Origin of the sequence: Nitriliruptor sp. (assembly GCF_040882075.1) — a bacterium.
Lineage (GTDB): Bacteria > Actinomycetota > Nitriliruptoria > Nitriliruptorales > Nitriliruptoraceae > Nitriliruptor.
The window spans coordinates 20,378-36,390 of record NZ_JBBEBZ010000049.1 but is presented as its reverse complement, the minus strand read 5'-3'; the positions used below and the strand labels follow the sequence as shown (position 1 = coordinate 36,390).

Here is a 16,013-nt window from a genome sequence, read left to right as displayed (position 1 = left end):
GGCGGGAACCGCCGTTATCCGGATCCAGCCGCACCCGCTGCCGAGCTCACCGACGGCTGAACCGGGGCTGTCACACGAGCGGTCTACGGTCCGGACCGTGACCTCGACCTCCCGCCTCGATCCCTCCGGGCCGGCTGCGCGCCGGCTGCGTCGGTCGGTGCCCGCTGACGTCCTGGTGTTCCACACGCCCGTGCGTGGGCACGCGTTCGCGGCCCGGCCACCCGGTGTTCCGGCCCCCGCGTCCGGCGCCGGAGCGCGGCTGGTCCGTGAACCGGACAACCCGCGTGACGGGCTCGCCGTGGCGGTCTGGGCGGAGGGACCGCAGCCGTGGCGCGTCGGCTACCTCGACCGGGCGGTCGCGGCTCGTCTCGGCCCTCGGTTGGACGCCGGACAGCGCTTCGAGGTGCAGGTTGACCGTTGGATCGACGCGCCTGGCGGGACGTGGCGTCGACCGCTGCTGCGCATCGCTCCGATCGAGCGCACCACGGACCAGGTGCCGCCGGGGTCCGATCAGCGCCGTCCTCCGGGGGTCCGGCGGCGGGTCGTCAGGCCGGCGCGGTGAACACCGCCTGCACGGTGGTCAACACCCGGTCCGGCACGATCGGCTCGACCAGGGTGTGGTCGAGCCGTCGGAGCGCCGACCAGACCCGGTCGGCTCGACGTTTCGCGCGGTCCGATGCGGCCAGCGCGGGCAGTTCGCCCGCCAGCACGTAGTAGGCGCTCGCCCAGGTGATCGATGCCAGGCCGCACCCCCGGACCCGGGTGGCCGAGAAGCCCGCAGCGTCGCCGAGGTCGCGGAGCTGGTCGGGGGTGAAGGTGTGCAGGTTCGCTGCCATGGCGACCAGGTCCCAGAACCGGTGTTCCTGCTGCGCGTCGTCGTCGTGAGCCGAGGGCGGTCGACCGATGACCCCGCCGACACGCCGGGCGACGGACAGACCGGCCAGCGCGGTGCGCGCTGACCACCCACCCAGGCGGTCCGCCCACGGGGTGGGTTCCGACAGCGCCAGGACCGGTCCGCCCGGGCGCACCACCCGCCGCCACTCCGCGAGCGCCGCGGGGACGTCGTGCAGGTGGTGGAGGACCCCTCGGGACACGACGGCGTCGAACGTGCCGTCGGCGTAGGGCAGGTCGGCGGCGGTCGCGCGGGTGAACGTCGGCGTGACGCCGAGCGAACGAGCGTTGGTCGCGGCCCGGTCGAGCATGCCGGGGGAGAGGTCGACGAGGTGGAGGTCGTCGGTCCGGCCCGTCACGGCGAGGCCGAGCCCGAGGTAGCCCGTGCCGCACCCGACGTCGAGCACGCGACCGAGCGGCCCGTCCCCGAGCAGTCGACGGGCCTCGCCCGCCGCTTCGCGCGCCGAGCGCTGGTCGTAGGCGATCCCGAAGCGCTCGTCGTAGGTGCGGCACTCGACCTCGTGGAACGCCAGCTGCAGCTCGTCAGGGGTCATGTCCGCCACGTCGTCCTCCGGTGGTCGCCCGTCGAGCCGTGCCGCAGCGTCACCCGGTGCCGCGCTCGACGATGCCGTTCTGCGGCACGTAGGTGGTCGTGATCGTGCGCTGGTCGGTGCCACCGTCGAGGCGCTCGACGCGCCGCACCACCTGGACCTTGAACCCGTCGCTGCCCTCCTCCTGCACCGTCCGCGTGCGTCCCTCCGGCAGCTCGTCGGTGGTGCGGGTGTCGGTGGTCGGCGGACGACGGTCGTAGGGCTGGCCGTGCGTCGCCGACACCGAGCGGGCGATGGGCTGGCCGAACAGCGACACCGTGAGCGACGTCGAGGTGTAGCTCGCCCGGACGACGATCACCCCGTCGGTGGTGTTGGTGAACCGCACGTCGAGCTGGGGGTAGGACAGCGTCGCCTCTCGGCCCTGCGGGTAGCGCGAGATGTAGAACGAGTGGGCCTTCCAGGCGTCGAGCTGCACCCCCGAGAAGAACGCGGCGTTGAAGGCCGTCGTCCCGAACTGCGACACGCCGCCACCGCAGGTGTCGACGAGCTCACCCCGCACGATGGTGCCGGCTGGCGCGTAGCCCTTGGCGCAGGTCCGCTCCCCGGAGATGTCGTTGATCGAGAACTGCTCGCCCGGGAGCACCTGCGTGCCGTCGACCACGTCGGCGAGCCGCTGGATGTTGGTGACCCGGACCTGCCCGGCGGTGTAGTAGGTGGTGAAGGTCGACAGCAGGTGGGTGGGGGCGAGCTCCTCGGCTTCGGCGGTGGTCAGGTCGGGTGCGATCACCTCGACGTCGAGCTCCACGGCCCGTTCCGCCTGGCGGAGCGCCGCGATGAGCTGCTCGGCCGCGACGGCGGGGACGAACTCGCGCCCCTCGCGTGACGGGGTGATGCCGGCCGCGGGCGCGTCGACCGGCGACCACGTCGTGGTGCCCATGGCGTCGAACGAGGTGGGCGGGGTGCGCGAGGTCGTGAGGACCGCGTCCTGCGGTGCGACGTCGAAGCGGTCCGAGGCGGTCGCGGTCAGGTGCTCGTCGACCGACGCCTCGGTGACGCGGAGCTCCAGGCTGGTGCCGTCGTTGGCCTCGCCCACCTCGAGGAGCGTGGCCAGCTGGGCGGGGTCGAGGGTGAGCGAGGTGTCGCCGACGTGCAGCTCGAGCGGTTCGGCGATCGCCCGTTCGACCTGCGCGGCGACCTCGTCGACCGCGGCGGGGGTGACGGGCGGATCGTCGACGTCGACCGGCAGCTCGAGCTGTTCGGGCCCGGGGGTCCGCAAGGCGTCCTCGAGCAGCTCGAGCGCCTCGTCGCGCCGGACCTCGGCGGCGCCGAGCGGGGCGCTGATGCGGACCTCGAGCGTCTCCGGGTCGGCCTCGATGGCGCCGGTGAACCGGTCGCGGTCGACCTCGTCGGCCAGGTCGTCGACGGCGGCAGCGAGCCCGGGGCCGTCGATGGTCTCGGCCAGCGGCAGATCTCGCTCGCGCCAGAGCGAGGTGAGCCGGACGCCGACGTCCCGGAGCGGGGAGACCCTGCCCCGGCGAGCCGCCGCGTCGACGGACGCGTCGATGTCGATGCGGTAGCCGAGGTCGGTGGGTACGAGCGGGAACGCATCGTCCTCGAAGGTGAACACCACGGGGTCGCGCTCACGTTCCTCGGCCACCGGTGCCAGCGCGGCCGCAGCCTCGTTCGGACGCATCCCGGAGACGTCGACGCCCGCGACCGAGGTGTTCGGCAGGATCCTGCCCCGCTGGGTGAGCCAGAGCCCGGCGACGACCAGGAGCAGCAGCGCCAGCGCCGCGACGGGCGCGAGGACGGCGGGACGGCGCAGGACCATCGTGGTCGGCTCCCCGAGGCGAGAGAGGTGTGGAACGATCCGGTCGCGCGCGTGGACCCCGAACAGGCGCGTCGACCGGCGGTGGCCGTCGTGGGCCGACGGGAGCCTACCAACGCCGTTCGGCGCGTCGACGGGTCCGGACGGGCGCAGCGATGTGTCCATCCTGCGCAGGAGCGGTACCGTTCCGGGGTGCGCTCGCGGTCGCCCACGGCCCGGGCGCCTCTCGACGTCGGTGCAGCTCCGCCCTCCTCACGGGCCCACACGCCGACACGGGAGCGATCAGCGCCGACCCTTGGAGGACACGTGGCGTTCCGCAGCACGCGAACGTTCGCCTCGTTGGCGGGTGCCGTCGCCGTGGCGGTGTTCGTCCCGACAGCGATCGCGGGCGCGCAGTCGGCCGAGCAGCGTCAGCTCGACCAGGCGCGCGAGCGCATCGCGGAGGTGACCCGGGAGCTCGGCTCCGCCGAGTCGACCGCCGAGCAGACCGAGGACGAGCTCGGGGAGGCCGATCGCCAGCTGGCTGCGGTCGAGGCCGTGGTCAACGACGTCGCGGCGGCGCTGCAGCGTCAGCGCACCGCCGTGGCCGAGGCTGAGCAACGCCTCGCGGACGTCGAGGACGAGGCGGCCACGGTCCGGGCACGGCTCGAAGCGCGCGCGGCATCGATGTTCAAGCAGGGCGCGGTCCGGGACTTCGACGTGCTGCTGTCGTCCGAGGGCGCCGAGGAAGCGCTCGCCCGGTCGACCTACCTGCGGGCGTTGACGCTCGGCGACGCGTCGTCCTCCGAGGCGTTGGCCGCCGCCGAGGTCGCGGTCGCCGCCGAACGTGCGCGTCTGCGCGTCGAGGAGGAGCGTCTCGACGAGATGCTCGCCGAGCAACAGCTGCTCTTCGCTGAGGTCGAGGAGCTGCGCAACCGGCGCGCGTTGGTCGCAGCGGACGCGCGGGCGCGGGTCGAGCAGCTCGAGAACGAGCAGGACGACCTCGAGCAGGAGTCCCAGCAGATCGAGGCGCTCATCAAGCGCCAGCAGGAGGATGCCCGGAACGCTGCGCGCGAGGCCGAGCGTCAGCGCCTGGCCGGTGGTGGCGGCAGCGCGCGCGTGTCCGCGCCGTCGTCGTCCGGGTTCGCGTGGCCGATGTGTGCGCCGGTGACCTCCGAGTACGGGCCGCGCTGGGGCCGCATGCACCAGGGCATCGACCAGGGTGCAGGGACCGGGACGCCGATCGGAGCGGCGAAGGCCGGGACGGTCATCTTCGCCGGCTGGCAGGGCGGCTACGGCAACCTGACCTTGATCGACCACGGCAGCGTGGTGACCGCGTACGCCCACCAGAGCCGTATCGCGGTCAGGTCGGGGCAATCGGTGTCGCAGGGGGCGACCATCGGGTACGTCGGCACCACCGGCAACTCGACCGGGCCGCACCTGCACTTCGAGACCCGGGTGAACGGTTCGGCGGTCAACCCCCGCCAGTACCTGTCGGGCGGACCCTGCTGACCGGACGGCGCGTACGCTGACGAGGTGGACGCGCACGAGCGGTACGAGGAGCTGGCGGTCGGGCACGTGCTCGGCGGCCTCACCGCGTCCGACGCGGCCGCGTTCCGCTCGCACCTCCTCGGGTGTCGTGACTGCCGCCTCCGGGTCGCCGAGCTGCGTGGCATCGCCGCCGACCTGGCCGCCGCGGAGCGCGAGGAACGCGCCGAAGCGCGCGTGCGCACGGAGGTCGCCCAGCGGACCGATCTCGAGGACCAACCGGCACCCGCCGGACCCGGGGTCCCCTCGCGCATGCTCGGGCTCGGTATCGCGCTCGCCGTCGTGCTGTTCGGTGCCCTGTCCTTCTGGAACCTGCACCTGCGCACGCAGGTCGCCGCCACCACGCTGCTGACCGAACGTCAGCAGACCGCGCTGGCCGAGCTCGCGACGGGAGTGTCCGTGTCGGTCGACACCGTGGCGCCGGCGTCCGGCCTCGTGGTCGTGGACGGCGACGAGGTCGCCTTCAGCTTCGTCAGCCTGCCACCGCTGGTGGGCACCGAGCGCTACGTGGTGTGGCTCGTCGGAGGTGGCGACCAGGACGACAGCGTGGTGCTCATCGCCCGCTCCGACGATCGACGGGTCGCGGGAGCCGTCGAGCAGGACGGTGCCGCGGAGCTGATCGTCACCGTCGAGGACGGCCCGCGTCAGCCGGTCGCTCCCGCGGGACGGCAGGTCGCGACCGCCCACCTGTCCGCGGGGCAGGCTCCTGGCAGCTGAACGGCGCTGACGAGCGGCGTCAGCGGTCCTCGGGGTCCTCGTCGAAGTAGTCGAGCCGGTCGACGGGCATCACGACGGCCGACAGCACGTTCAGCAGGTGGGCGATGATGCGCTTGTAGTACCGGTACGCGAGCGCTTGCGCTACGGACTGATCACCGACGCTGTCGCTGCGGACCAGCGAGGACACGGCATCGTCGAAGTCGTCGAGCAGCTCGTCCCCGTGGGCGAGGAGCTCACGGGACAGCTCCGGGTCACGCTCGCGGAACGCGGTGCTCACCTCGTTGATCATCCGGATCATCTCGGTGTGCATCGCGGTGTGCCGGGCACCCCGTGAGGTGACGGTCAGGTTCGTGCCGTCGTGCGCGAGGTCGAACAGGTTCTTGGCGTAATCGCCGATCCGTTCGATGTCCTTGACGATCGACATGTAGATCAGGATCGCGGGCGTGTCGATCGAGCCGTGCACGGACGCGTGGACGACGAGGTCGCGTCGGATCCCACGCTCGGCCTCGTTGACCCGGTGGTCGGTGGCGCGCAGCTCAGCGCCGACCGAGTGCGAGTCGACGCCCCCGAGGAGGGCGGACATCGCCAGCTCGATCGAGTGGGCGTCGTCGCGCAGCATCTGCTGGATCGCCTCCTCGATGCGTTCGAGGCGTTCACCAGCATCGCTACGGAAGCCGAACACCACGGCCACCACCTCCTAGAGGTCGACGGGACACTACGGGATGAGGAAGACACCGAGCAGAGGTACCACGATGAAGAGGCCGAGCACGTAGACGAGCACCAGGGAGCGGTGCGCCACCGCCTGGCCCGCCAGGTACTCCGCCGCGCGGACCGGGAGCAGGCGCACGGACGCGATCGGGTAGACCAGTGCGAGGGCGGAGAGGTTGAACAGGGTGTGCACCAGGGCGATCGTCAGGCCCTCCGGCCGGAGCACGGCGAGCGACGCGATCAGCGCGGTCACGGTGGTCCCGACGTTCGCGCCGAGCGTGATCGGGTACGCGTTCGGCAGCGTGAGCACGCCGGCGGCCACCAGCGGGACCAGGATCGAGGTCGTGATCGACGACGACTGCACCGCGATGGTGACCGCGATCCCGACGATGATCCCGACGGCGCCACCGCCGCGTCCGATGATGCGGTTCATGGCTCGCTCGACGCTGCCGGCGACCAGCTGACGCATGTTCTTGGTGATCTGTGACAGCGCCAGGAAGATGAAGCCGAGGCCGGCGATCAGCAGCGACAGGGCGATGAACCGGCCACCCACGGGCGAGACGTCGAGGAACGACTCGATCGCCGACACCGGGACGTCGACGGCGCGCTTGACCGGGCTGGCACCGAGCTCGGTGACGTTGCCGCCGCGCAGCTTGCCGGTGAGCCACTCCGCGGACTCCGACAGGAACCCGGTCAACAGCTCGAGGGGGAGCAGGACCGCGACCGCGAAGACGTTGAAGAAGTCGTGCATGGTCGCGGCCGCGAAACCCCTGCGGAACTCCTCCGACCGGCGGATCGCCCCGAGCGACGCGAGGGTGTTGGTGATCGTGGTGCCGATGTTGGCGCCCATGATCATCGGGACGGCCAGCTCGACGCTCAGCGTGCCGGATCCGACCAGGCCGACGATCGTGGCGGTGGACACCGACGAGGACTGGACGAGCACGGTGAACAGGATGCCGGCGAAGAGCCCGGAGAGCGGGTTCGCGACGTTCTCGAGCAGCCCGCTCTGGAAGCCGTCCCCGAGCCCGGCGATGCCGTCCTCGAGCAGGGACACGCCGACGAGGAACAGGTAGAGGAGCACGAGCACGAGCGCTGCACGCAGCGGCGTGGGCAGCTCGCGTCGGAGCGCTGACTGACCGGGTGGCGGGGCGGAGGACACGCGAGCTCGCACGGCCGGGAGCGGGGGGTGGCGGCAGGCAAGCCGAGCCGAGCCTCCGCGGCAAGTCCGGCCCGCGACGTTCGGACGGGCCGAGGGCCGCGACCTGTTCGGTCGCGGCCCTCGGGTGCTGCCTGTTCGCTGGTGAGACCTCGAGCACCGCTCCCGGCCGCGGGCGAGGCGTGCGCTTCAGCGGCTGCCGGAGCGTCGGGCGGGACGGGTCCCCGACCGGCGCGAGTGGCGGTACCCGGTGTGGATTCCCTAGGGGATCCAGCGACTCCGACCTAGCGGCCGGGCACCTCCAGGGTCCCGTGATGATGACTACCGATCAACGGACCACCTCCTTCCTCTGGTCCCGCGAGACAACCACACCCGCCGGGCTGTGCACGCCTCCCGTCGTTGTCACACCCCGGTCGTAGGTTCCTCGTCCCGGTCGTCGTGCAGGCCGCACGCCGGTGAGCGCGAGGAGAGCGAACGTGGGGCCGACCAGGCGGCGCTGCACGTGCTGCGGGACGACCAAGGCCGCATCGGAGTTCTACCGGGACGCGAAGGGACGTGACGGGCTCCAATCCGCGTGCAAGTCCTGCCACCGAGGACGGGTACGCGCCTACCGCGATCGCCTGCGCGAAGCCAACGACGGACGGCCGCTGCCGGGAGGTGCGAAGAGGTGTGGTCGCTGCGGTGCCGAGAAGCCCGCCGACGAGTTCCATCGGAACCGGAGCACCCCGGATGGTCTGCACTGGGTCTGTAGGGCCTGCAACCGCGACCCCTCCGTCCGTCGCCCGATCGAACGGTGACGGACGATCCGGACCTACGGCCTGACCCGTGAGGAGTTCGACCGGATGGTGGTCGGCCAGGACGGGCGGTGCGGCATCTGTCGTCGTTACTTCGACGACACCCCGCCCATCGATCACGACCACGGGACCGGTCAGGTTCGAGGCTTGCTCTGTCGCAGCTGCAACACCGGACTCGGACACTTCGGCGACGACGCCGATCGCCTGCGGGCCGCCATCGCGTACCTCGTCCGGGCGGCCGCGGACCGGGAGCGAACGTGTGACTGAGGGTTCGGTGGGCGCGGCTGGGATCGAACCAGCGACTTCCGCCGTGTGAAGGCGGCGCTCGTACCACTGAGCTACGCGCCCGAGCGGTCGGGACGGTACCGGACCCCCGGTCCGTACCGCGAACCCTCGGAGGTCGGCGATGGTGCGCCCCGCGGCCGGTACCGATCGCGTTCGGGGATGGTCAGCGCCGGCGTTCGCGGCGGCCGGAGCGGTCGACCTTGATCGCGATGAGCAGGGCGACCACCGCGGCCAACAGGTCTGCGGCGAGGACGCCTGCTACGAGCGCGTCGGGCACGTCCGGACGGGCCGCGAGCAGGGCTGCGGGGACGACGATCAGCACCGCGACCGCGAACGCGATCGCTCCGGTCCGTCGGCGGTCGCGATCGAGCGATCGGACGGTGTGGTCGAGGCGGGCCTCGGTCGCCGTGAGCTGGGCGCGCACGTCGAGCACCGGGGGGAGGGCCGGGGCTGCCGCGACCGAGCGGCGCCGTGACCGAGCGCCGACGAACACGCCGAGACCGAGCGCGAGGAGGACCAGTCGGAGATGTCTCACGTCGGCTCCTCAGCGCAGCCGGCTGCGGAGGCCGGCGCCGAACGCGGCCGCCCCGAGCGCGAGCGCCAGCGGGAAGCTCCGCGGCGCGTCGAGGTCCTCGGCGACGGCGGTCGCGGCCGCGTCGGCGAGGTCGGCGACGATGCCCGCCTCGACCCACCGCGCTGCGTGACGGACCTCGCTGCCGCTGCGGAGCGCGACGAGCGTCCCGATCCCGAGGACCACGTCCCGTGCGCCGAGCCCACGGACCGCGACCTCGCGACCCGGGTCGTCCTCGGTCCGGGTGCCGAGCCAGCGGGTGGTCGCGGCGCCGGGGGCCGCCACGAGCGCGACACCGAGGGCGATCCGCGAGGCGGCGAGCCCGCGGGCGGCCCACACCACCGGGCGGGGTGGTGTCCGCCGTCGTCCGAGCAGGGTGCGATCCGCCACGTCCCTCGTCTCCCGATCCGGCGTCGCGGCCGCCGGCAGCGGGTGACCGCGGGCGTGGACGCGTCGGCACCCTATCGATGGCCCCGGCCGGGGGCGGCGCCGTGGCTACGCTCGACCGCGTCCAGCTTCCGCCGATCCGACGAGCTTCCCGTGTCCGACGTCACCATCCCCGTGCGCGCAGGCGACGCCACCGCCGACCTCGCGTCGGGGGTCACCGCGATCGAGGCCCTGAAGGCCCTCGAGGCTGTCCGCGGTCAGATCGTCGCGGCGGCGGTGACGGCGGAGGGTGAGCGCCACCAGTGGGACCTCGACCGGCCGCTCCCGCAGGACGCGGGTGAGGTCGAGGTCGAGGGGATCCTGGCCACCTCCGAGGAGGGCCGCGCGATCCTGCGCCACTCGACCGCCCACGTCATGGCGCAGGCGGTGACCGACCTGTTCCCCGGCGCGAAGTGGGCGATCGGACCGCCGATCGAGGACGGCTTCTACTACGACTTCGAGGTCGGCCGGCCGTTCACGCCCGACGATCTGGAGCGCATCGAAGCGCGCATGACCGAGCTGCTCGCCGAGAAGCAGCGCTTCGTCCGCGAAGAGGTCGCACGCGCCGACGCGCTCGAGGAGTTCGCCGACCAGCCCTACAAGGTCGAGATCATCGAGCTGGTCGGCGACGGCACCATCGTCTCCACCGTCGATGCGGCGCCCGAGCAGGACGGCGAGGACCCGGCCTTCACCGTCTACCGCAACGTCCGCGAGAGCGGCGAGGCGGCGTGGTCCGACCTGTGCCGGGGCCCCCACGTGCCCTCGACCGACCGCATCCCGGCGTTCGCGCTGCTGCGCTCGGCGGGCGCGTACTGGCGGGGGCGCGAGGACCAGCCGATGCTCCAGCGCATCTACGGCACCGCCTGGGAGTCGCGCAAGGCCCTCAAGCAGCACCTGACGATGCTCGAGGAGGCCAGGAAGCGCGACCACCGCAAGCTCGGCCGCGAGCTCGAGCTGACCTACCAACCCGAGGAGCTCGGCCCGGGCCTGGCGATCTTCCTGCCGAACGGTGCCATCGTCCGCCAGCAGATGGAGGACTGGATCCGCGCGGAGACCCTGAAGCGCGGGTACCAGCCGGTCTACACCCCGCACATCGCCAAGGAGGACCTCTGGCGGATCTCGGGGCACCTCGAGAACTACAGCGAGCTGATGTACCCGGCCATGGAGATCGACGACGGGGCCGCCGCCTACCGCTTGAAGCCCATGAACTGCCCGTTCCACATCCTGGCGTACGGATCGCGGACGCGCTCGTACCGTGAGCTGCCGATCCGCATCGCCGAGCTCGGCACCGTCTACCGCTACGAGCGTTCCGGCGTGGTCAACGGGATGCTCCGGGCGCGTGGGTTCACCCAGGACGACAGCCACATCTTCTGCCGCGAGGATCAGGTCGTCGACGAGGTCCACGCGTGCGTGGAGTTCGCTCGCGATCTCTACCGGACCTTCGGGCTCGGCGAACCGTCGCGGGTCGCGATCTCGACCCGGCCCGACAAGTCCCTGCCCGGTAACGACGAGGGCTGGGAGCGGGCCGAGCAGGCGCTCATCGAGGCGGTCGAGCGCACCGGCATGGCCTACGAGACCGACCCCGGCGAGGGGGCCTTCTACGGCCCGAAGATCGACATCCACGCCCGCGACGCCATCGGACGCGAGTGGCAGCTGACGACCGTGCAGGTCGACTTCAACCTGCCCGAGCGCTTCGAGATGTCCTACATCGGCGAGGACGGCGCCAAGCACCGGCCGTACATGGTGCACCGCGCCCTGTTCGGCTCGATCGAGCGCTTCTTCTCGGTGATGGTCGAGTCGTTCAACGGCGCCTTCCCCACCTGGCTGGCGCCCGTCCAGGTCAACGTCGTCCCGGTCGCCACCGACTTCGACGCCTACGCCGACGAGGTCGCTGCAGCGCTGCTGGCTCACGGCGTGCGGGTCGGGGTCGACCGCAGCGATGGCACGCTCGGGAACAAGATCCGCGCCAGCAAGACGAGCAAGGTGCCCTACACCCTGGTGGTGGGCGGGTCCGAGGCCGAAGCCCGGACCGTCGCGGTCAACCCCTACCGGGGCGACCGCCGCGACGCCGAGCTGGACGCGTTCGTCGACGAGGTCGTCACCGAGATCGTTGAGCACCGCACCGAGCTGTCCTCGTGAGCACCTACGGGGACGCGCACGCGGCCTGGTACGACGAGCTGTACCGCTCGCTCGGCAAGGACCACGTCACCGAGGCGCAGCGGCTCCTCGACCGGGTCAGCGACCTGCTCGGCCACGTGCCGGCGTCGTGGCTCGACGTCGCCTGCGGGACCGGTCAGCACCTCGCGGTCATCGGCGACGCCGTCGGTGACGTCGTCGGCGTGGACCTGTCCGAACCGATGCTCGACGTCGCGCGGGCCCGCCTCGGTGGTCGCGTCGAGCTCCGCGTCGCCGACCAGCGCGAGCTCGACCTCGGCCGCCGGTTCGAGGTGGTGACCTCCCTGTTCAGCTCCATCGGCTACGCGTCGGACGCGGCCGAGCTCGACGACATCGTCGCCGCCCTCGCGGCCCACGTCGCTCTCGGTGGTCTGCTGGTCATCGAACCCTGGGTGGAGCCGGACGACTGGCGTGACGAACGCACCCAGGTCGTCGACGTCGAGGAGGGCGGACGCCGCGCCGTCCGGGTCATCACCTCGCGGCGGGAAGGGGACGTGTCCGTCCTCGAGGTCGCCGTGGTGTCCGCCGCCGCTGGCCGGCTGACGGTCGAGCGCGAGGACCACCGCATGCTCCTCGTCCCGCACGAACGGCTCCTCGCTGCCGTCGCCGCCACGGGGCTCGAGGTCGTCTCGGATGTCCGGCCGTCGCCGCCCCCGACCGGCGACGGACCACCGGACCGTGGGCTCGTCATCGCCCGGCGCCCCGCCGAGGGGGCAGCGTGAGCGACCACGTCGGCGAGGACGAAGCTCGCAGCGCGCGCGACGACCAACCGGGGGTCGCCGCCGATCAGCTCCAGCGCCTGTGGGCGCCCTGGCGGTTCGGCTACGTCGCCGGGTCCGAGCCGCTCGACGGGTGCCCGTTCTGCGTGCTGCCCGCCCGTGATCCGTCGCGTGATGCCGAGTCGCTGATCCTGCACCGCGGCGAGCACGCCTTCGTCATCTTCAACGCCTACCCGTACAACCCGGGCCACCTGATGGTCGTGCCGTACGCCCACCACGCCGACCTCGAGACGCTCGACGCGGCCGTGGCCACCGAGGTCTGGGAGCTCGGTCGCCGCACGGTCGGGATCCTGAAGCAGCGGCTTCGTGCGCAGGGCGTCAACCTCGGGATGAACCTCGGTGTGGCTGGGGGAGCGGGCATCGCCGCCCACCTCCACCTCCACGTCGTCCCACGGTGGGGTGGCGACACGAACTTCATCTCGGTCATCGGGGCCGCACGCGTCCTGCCCCAGGCGCTCGACGAGGTCTACGAACAGCTCGCCCCCGCGTTCGCCTGACACCTCCGGCCTGCGCCGCGCACACGCGAGCAGCGGCGTCGATCAGGCTGCGACGGCTACCGTGCGGGCACCATCACCACTCCCAGGTCGAGGCTCGTGGCCCTCCGTTCGCGCTTCCCCGAGTACGTCGAGGCTGTCACCTCGCCGATCGGTCGTGGCATCGCCCGGACCGGGCTGACGCCGAACTGGATCACCACCTTCGGCATCATCCTGACCTTCGTGGCGGCGTGGTCGGTGGCCAACGACCATCCGCTGGCCGGCGGGTGGATCCTGGTCGCCGGCGGGCTGATGGACACCTTCGACGGGGCGGTCGCACGGGCCTCCGGACGGTCCACGCCGTTCGGCGGGTTCTACGACTCGGTCAGCGACCGGATCTCGGATGGAGTGATCCTGGCCGGCGTGGCGTGGTGGGTCGCCGACCAGCCGCGTCTGTTCCTGCTGGCGGTGACCGCGTTGGTCGGTGCCGAGGTGACCTCGTACGTGCGCGCCAAGGCCGAGTCGATCGACCTGGTCTGCAGCGTCGGCATCCTCGAACGGGCCGAGCGGGCCGTGCTGCTGATGTTCGCGCTCGTGTTCCACCGCTGGCTGCTGGAACCGGTCCTGTGGATCCTGGCGGTCGGGTCGGCGGTGACCGTCATCCAGCGCATCCACCACGTCTGGTGCCAGATCGACCGTGACCTGCCCGAGGAGATCGTGGCGCTCACCCTCCACGACCGGGCCTGGAGCCGGGCGTTCAAGGCCGCCGCCCGCCGCTTCTACGGCGAGCGGAACTTCGACGGGGCGCTGGACGAGCACACCTCCGACGATCGTGACGACGTGTCCCCGGAATTGTCCGAGCCGTCGCCGCTGCCGCCAGCCGACACCGATGCGTCCACGCATCCGAACGTGGGACGTCGCCCGTGAGGCAGGCCGCGTCGCTCGAGGATCTGCCACCGCCGCCCGACGAGTCCCTCGGACAGAAGGCGGTCTACTGGCAGTACCGGTCGGTCTGGGAGGCCGCCGCGCGGCTACCGGACCGGCTCGCTCGACGTGTGCCCGGGCGGGTCGGCGCGCTGTGGTACCGCTTCGCCTCGGACGCCCAGCGCGAACAGGTCCGTCGCAACCTCGACCGTGTCACCCGCGGGCACCTCAGCGACCGCGACCTCGACCGGCTGGTCCGCGACGCCTACGTGTCCTACGCCCGGTACTGGCTCGACAGCTTCCGCCTGCACACCATGGACGGGGACGAGGTCGTCGCCGCGTCCACCGGCGAGGGGCTGCACCACGTCGACGCGTTCCGGGACTCCGGCCGGGGCGGGATCTTCGCCACGGGCCACCTCGGTTCGTGGGACGTCGGCGCGTTCTTCACCAGCCAGCGGCGGTGGGGGATGGTCGTGGTCGCCGAGGTCGTCGAACCCCGCCGACTGTTCGAACGGTTCGTCGAGCTGCGCCGCGCGGCCGGGATCGACGTCATCCCGCTCGTGCGCGGTGGTGACATGCTCGACCGGCTCGAGGCACGGATCACCGACGAAGGTGCGCTGGCCACCCTGCTGGCGGACCGCGACCTAACGAGGAAAGGCCCCATCGTCGAGTTCTTCGGCGAGCCCTGCCGCCTGCCACCAGGGACGGCGGCGCTCGCGCGCCGGACCGGCCGTCCGGTGTGCATCGGCGCGTTCCTGACCGAGGGCGACGGGTTCCGCGGTGTGGTCCACGCGCCCATCGAGGTGGCGGAGCTGGACGTCTACGACGGCACGCAGGAGGTCGCGGCCGAGCTCGAGAAGCTGATCGAGCGCTACCCCGATCAGTGGCACGTGTTCGTGCGCAACTGGTTGGCCGACCGCGAACCCGACCACCCGGTGGTCGCGGCCTGGCAGCGCGGTGAGGACTGGCGGTCGCTGGCGCGGACCGAGTGGGCCGAACGACGACGGCCGAGCGGCGCCGCTGAGCTCGCACCGCAGGACCCTTCCGACACCCCGCCGGAGGCTGAGGCGTGAAGGTCGCCATCGTCTCGCCCTACGCGCTGAGCGTGCCGGGCGGCGTGCAGGCCCACGTCGAGGCGCTGGCTGCCGCCCTCCGTGATCGCGGCCACGAGGTCACCACCCTCGGTCCCGGGGCGCCGTCTCGAGGTGGCACCGTGGCCGGCCCGGACCACGTGGTCCACCTCGGTCGTCACCTCCCCGTGCGGTTCAACGGTTCGGTCGCTCCGATCGCGCTGTCGCCCGTGGCCGCACGGACCACCAGGCGCGCGCTCGCCGATCTCGCCCCGGACGTGATCCACGTCCACGAACCGCTCGTGCCGTGGGCCGGGCTCGCCGCGGCGACCACCGATGTCGCACCGGTCGTCGGGACCTTCCACGCGTGGTCGGACGCGTCGCGGCTGTACCGAGCCGGGCGTCCGGTCGCGCGACGGGTCGCTGACCGGCTGGCGGTGCGCCTCGCGGTGAGCGACGCCGCGGCCGCGTACCACGCGGGGGCGCTCGGCTGGCCGACCTCGCGGTTCCGCATCGTGCCGAACGGCGTCGACGTCGCCCGGTTCTCCGGAGCCGAGCCGTTCCCGGAGCTGATCGACCCCGAACGCCCCACCCTGCTGTTCGTCGGCCGACTCGAGCGGCGCAAGGGGCTCGAGCCGCTGATCCGCGCCTTCACCCGCCTCAAGACCGATCGCCCGGAGCTCCGTCTGCTCGTGGTGGGTGACGGTCCGGAGCGGGACCGCTGCCAGGAGCTCCTCCCGGCGCGGCTGCGCTCGGACGTGTCGTTCCTCGGCCGCGTCGATCACGACGAGCTCCCGCGCTTCTACGCCTCGTGCGACCTCTACGTGGCGCCGTCCCTCGGTGGCGAATCCTTCGGGATCGTGCTGCTCGAGGCGATGGCGGCGGGGCGAGCGATCGTCGCTTCGAACATCCCCGGCTACCGGAGCGTGGCCACCGACGGGCGACAGGGGCGGCTCGTACCACCGGGCGATCCCGCGGCCCTGGCGACCGCTATCGGCACGTTGCTCGACAACCCGTCGCTGCGCAGCGCGATGGCCGCGGACGGCCGCCGGACGGTGGACGCGTTCGACTGGGCTCGCGTGGCCGAACAGGTCGCCGATGCGTACGGCGAGGCTGTCGCGCCCTGACCTCGTCCGGG

General features: G+C 72.3%; 16 protein-coding genes and 1 tRNA gene. 10 read left to right on the top strand and 7 right to left on the bottom strand.

What is annotated here, in order from left to right; translation table 11 throughout:
* The first annotated feature begins 97 nt into the window (after positions 1 to 97).
* Positions 98 to 562, top strand: a complete 465-nt coding sequence (locus WEB03_RS02675; protein ID WP_368069423.1) for an HIRAN domain-containing protein — start codon at positions 98 to 100, stop codon at positions 560 to 562.
* On the opposite strand, the gene WEB03_RS02670 is transcribed toward WEB03_RS02675, so the two are convergent.
* The gene (locus WEB03_RS02670; protein ID WP_368069425.1) at positions 546 to 1,445 is read right to left on the bottom strand and encodes a class I SAM-dependent methyltransferase; all 900 of its coding nucleotides are present in this window, start codon (positions 1,443 to 1,445) and stop codon (positions 546 to 548) included. The genes WEB03_RS02675 and WEB03_RS02670 overlap by 17 nt on opposite strands.
* Before the next feature lie 49 nt (positions 1,446 to 1,494).
* Positions 1,495 to 3,273, bottom strand: coding sequence for a VanW family protein (locus tag WEB03_RS02665; protein WP_368069422.1), 1,779 nt, complete (start codon positions 3,271 to 3,273; stop codon positions 1,495 to 1,497).
* A 303-nt stretch (positions 3,274 to 3,576) separates the two neighbouring features.
* On the opposite strand from WEB03_RS02665, the gene WEB03_RS02660 reads away from it, so the two are divergent.
* Both WEB03_RS02660 and WEB03_RS02655 read left to right on the top strand, forming a co-directional pair.
* Positions 3,577 to 4,761, top strand: a complete 1,185-nt coding sequence (locus WEB03_RS02660) for a murein hydrolase activator EnvC (protein ID WP_368069421.1) — start codon at positions 3,577 to 3,579, stop codon at positions 4,759 to 4,761.
* Positions 4,762 to 4,785: 24 nt separating this feature from the next.
* Entirely contained in the window at positions 4,786 to 5,514 is a 729-nt protein-coding gene (locus tag WEB03_RS02655; RefSeq protein ID WP_368069420.1) for an anti-sigma factor, read from the top strand.
* Between the two features lie 19 nt (positions 5,515 to 5,533).
* Here WEB03_RS02655 and WEB03_RS02650 read toward each other — a convergent pair whose 3' ends face one another.
* Positions 5,534 to 6,205, bottom strand: coding sequence for a PhoU domain-containing protein (locus WEB03_RS02650; RefSeq protein ID WP_368069419.1), 672 nt, complete (start codon positions 6,203 to 6,205; stop codon positions 5,534 to 5,536).
* Between the two features lie 24 nt (positions 6,206 to 6,229).
* Complete coding sequence (locus WEB03_RS02645; RefSeq protein ID WP_368069418.1) at positions 6,230 to 7,381, bottom strand: Na/Pi symporter; 1,152 nt, start codon at positions 7,379 to 7,381, stop codon at positions 6,230 to 6,232.
* A gap of 800 nt (positions 7,382 to 8,181) precedes the next feature.
* On the opposite strand from WEB03_RS02645, the gene WEB03_RS02640 reads away from it, so the two are divergent.
* Positions 8,182 to 8,439 (top strand): endonuclease VII domain-containing protein, encoded by a 258-nt coding sequence (locus tag WEB03_RS02640; protein ID WP_368069424.1) that lies wholly within the window; start codon positions 8,182 to 8,184, stop codon positions 8,437 to 8,439.
* Between the two features lie 8 nt (positions 8,440 to 8,447).
* On the opposite strand, the gene WEB03_RS02635 is transcribed toward WEB03_RS02640, so the two are convergent.
* The 3 genes from WEB03_RS02635 to WEB03_RS02625 all read right to left on the bottom strand — a co-directional run bounded on the left by WEB03_RS02635 (position 8,448) and on the right by WEB03_RS02625 (position 9,418).
* Positions 8,448 to 8,520 (bottom strand) — tRNA-Val (locus WEB03_RS02635).
* A 100-nt stretch (positions 8,521 to 8,620) separates the two neighbouring features.
* Entirely contained in the window at positions 8,621 to 8,992 is a 372-nt protein-coding gene (locus WEB03_RS02630; protein WP_368069417.1) for a hypothetical protein, read from the bottom strand.
* 9 nt (positions 8,993 to 9,001) lie between these two features.
* A complete protein-coding gene (locus WEB03_RS02625) occupies positions 9,002 to 9,418 on the bottom strand; it encodes a hypothetical protein (protein ID WP_368069416.1) in 417 nt (138 codons plus the stop codon).
* 150 nt (positions 9,419 to 9,568) lie between these two features.
* Between WEB03_RS02625 and thrS the strand changes: the two genes are divergently transcribed.
* From thrS to WEB03_RS02595, 6 genes are all read left to right on the top strand, one after another.
* Entirely contained in the window at positions 9,569 to 11,593 is a 2,025-nt protein-coding gene (thrS, locus tag WEB03_RS02620; protein WP_368069415.1) for a threonine--tRNA ligase, read from the top strand.
* A complete protein-coding gene (locus WEB03_RS02615; protein ID WP_368069414.1) occupies positions 11,590 to 12,351 on the top strand; it encodes a class I SAM-dependent methyltransferase in 762 nt (253 codons plus the stop codon). Before thrS ends, WEB03_RS02615 begins: the two co-directional genes overlap by 4 nt.
* On the top strand, positions 12,348 to 12,905 hold the full coding sequence (locus tag WEB03_RS02610) for an HIT domain-containing protein (protein WP_368069413.1): 558 nt from the start codon (positions 12,348 to 12,350) through the stop codon (positions 12,903 to 12,905). The genes WEB03_RS02615 and WEB03_RS02610 overlap by 4 nt, the downstream gene beginning before the upstream one ends.
* Positions 12,906 to 13,001: 96 nt before the next feature.
* Positions 13,002 to 13,808 (top strand): CDP-alcohol phosphatidyltransferase family protein, encoded by an 807-nt coding sequence (locus WEB03_RS02605; protein ID WP_368069412.1) that lies wholly within the window; start codon positions 13,002 to 13,004, stop codon positions 13,806 to 13,808.
* Positions 13,805 to 14,878 (top strand): phosphatidylinositol mannoside acyltransferase, encoded by a 1,074-nt coding sequence (locus tag WEB03_RS02600; RefSeq protein WP_368069411.1) that lies wholly within the window; start codon positions 13,805 to 13,807, stop codon positions 14,876 to 14,878. The genes WEB03_RS02605 and WEB03_RS02600 overlap by 4 nt, the downstream gene beginning before the upstream one ends.
* Complete coding sequence (locus tag WEB03_RS02595) at positions 14,875 to 16,002, top strand: glycosyltransferase family 4 protein (RefSeq protein ID WP_368069410.1); 1,128 nt, start codon at positions 14,875 to 14,877, stop codon at positions 16,000 to 16,002. The genes WEB03_RS02600 and WEB03_RS02595 overlap by 4 nt, the downstream gene beginning before the upstream one ends.
* Positions 16,003 to 16,013: the final 11 nt, after the last annotated feature.

Bases quoted from the DNA above. Each gene is read 5' to 3' on its own strand.
- WEB03_RS02670 (WP_368069425.1), bottom strand. From the start codon at position 1,445: ATGACCCCTGACGAGCTGCAGCTGGCGTTCCACGAGGTCGAGTGCCGC.
- WEB03_RS02665 (WP_368069422.1), bottom strand. From the start codon at position 3,273: ATGGTCCTGCGCCGTCCCGCCGTCCTCGCGCCCGTCGCGGCGCTGGCG.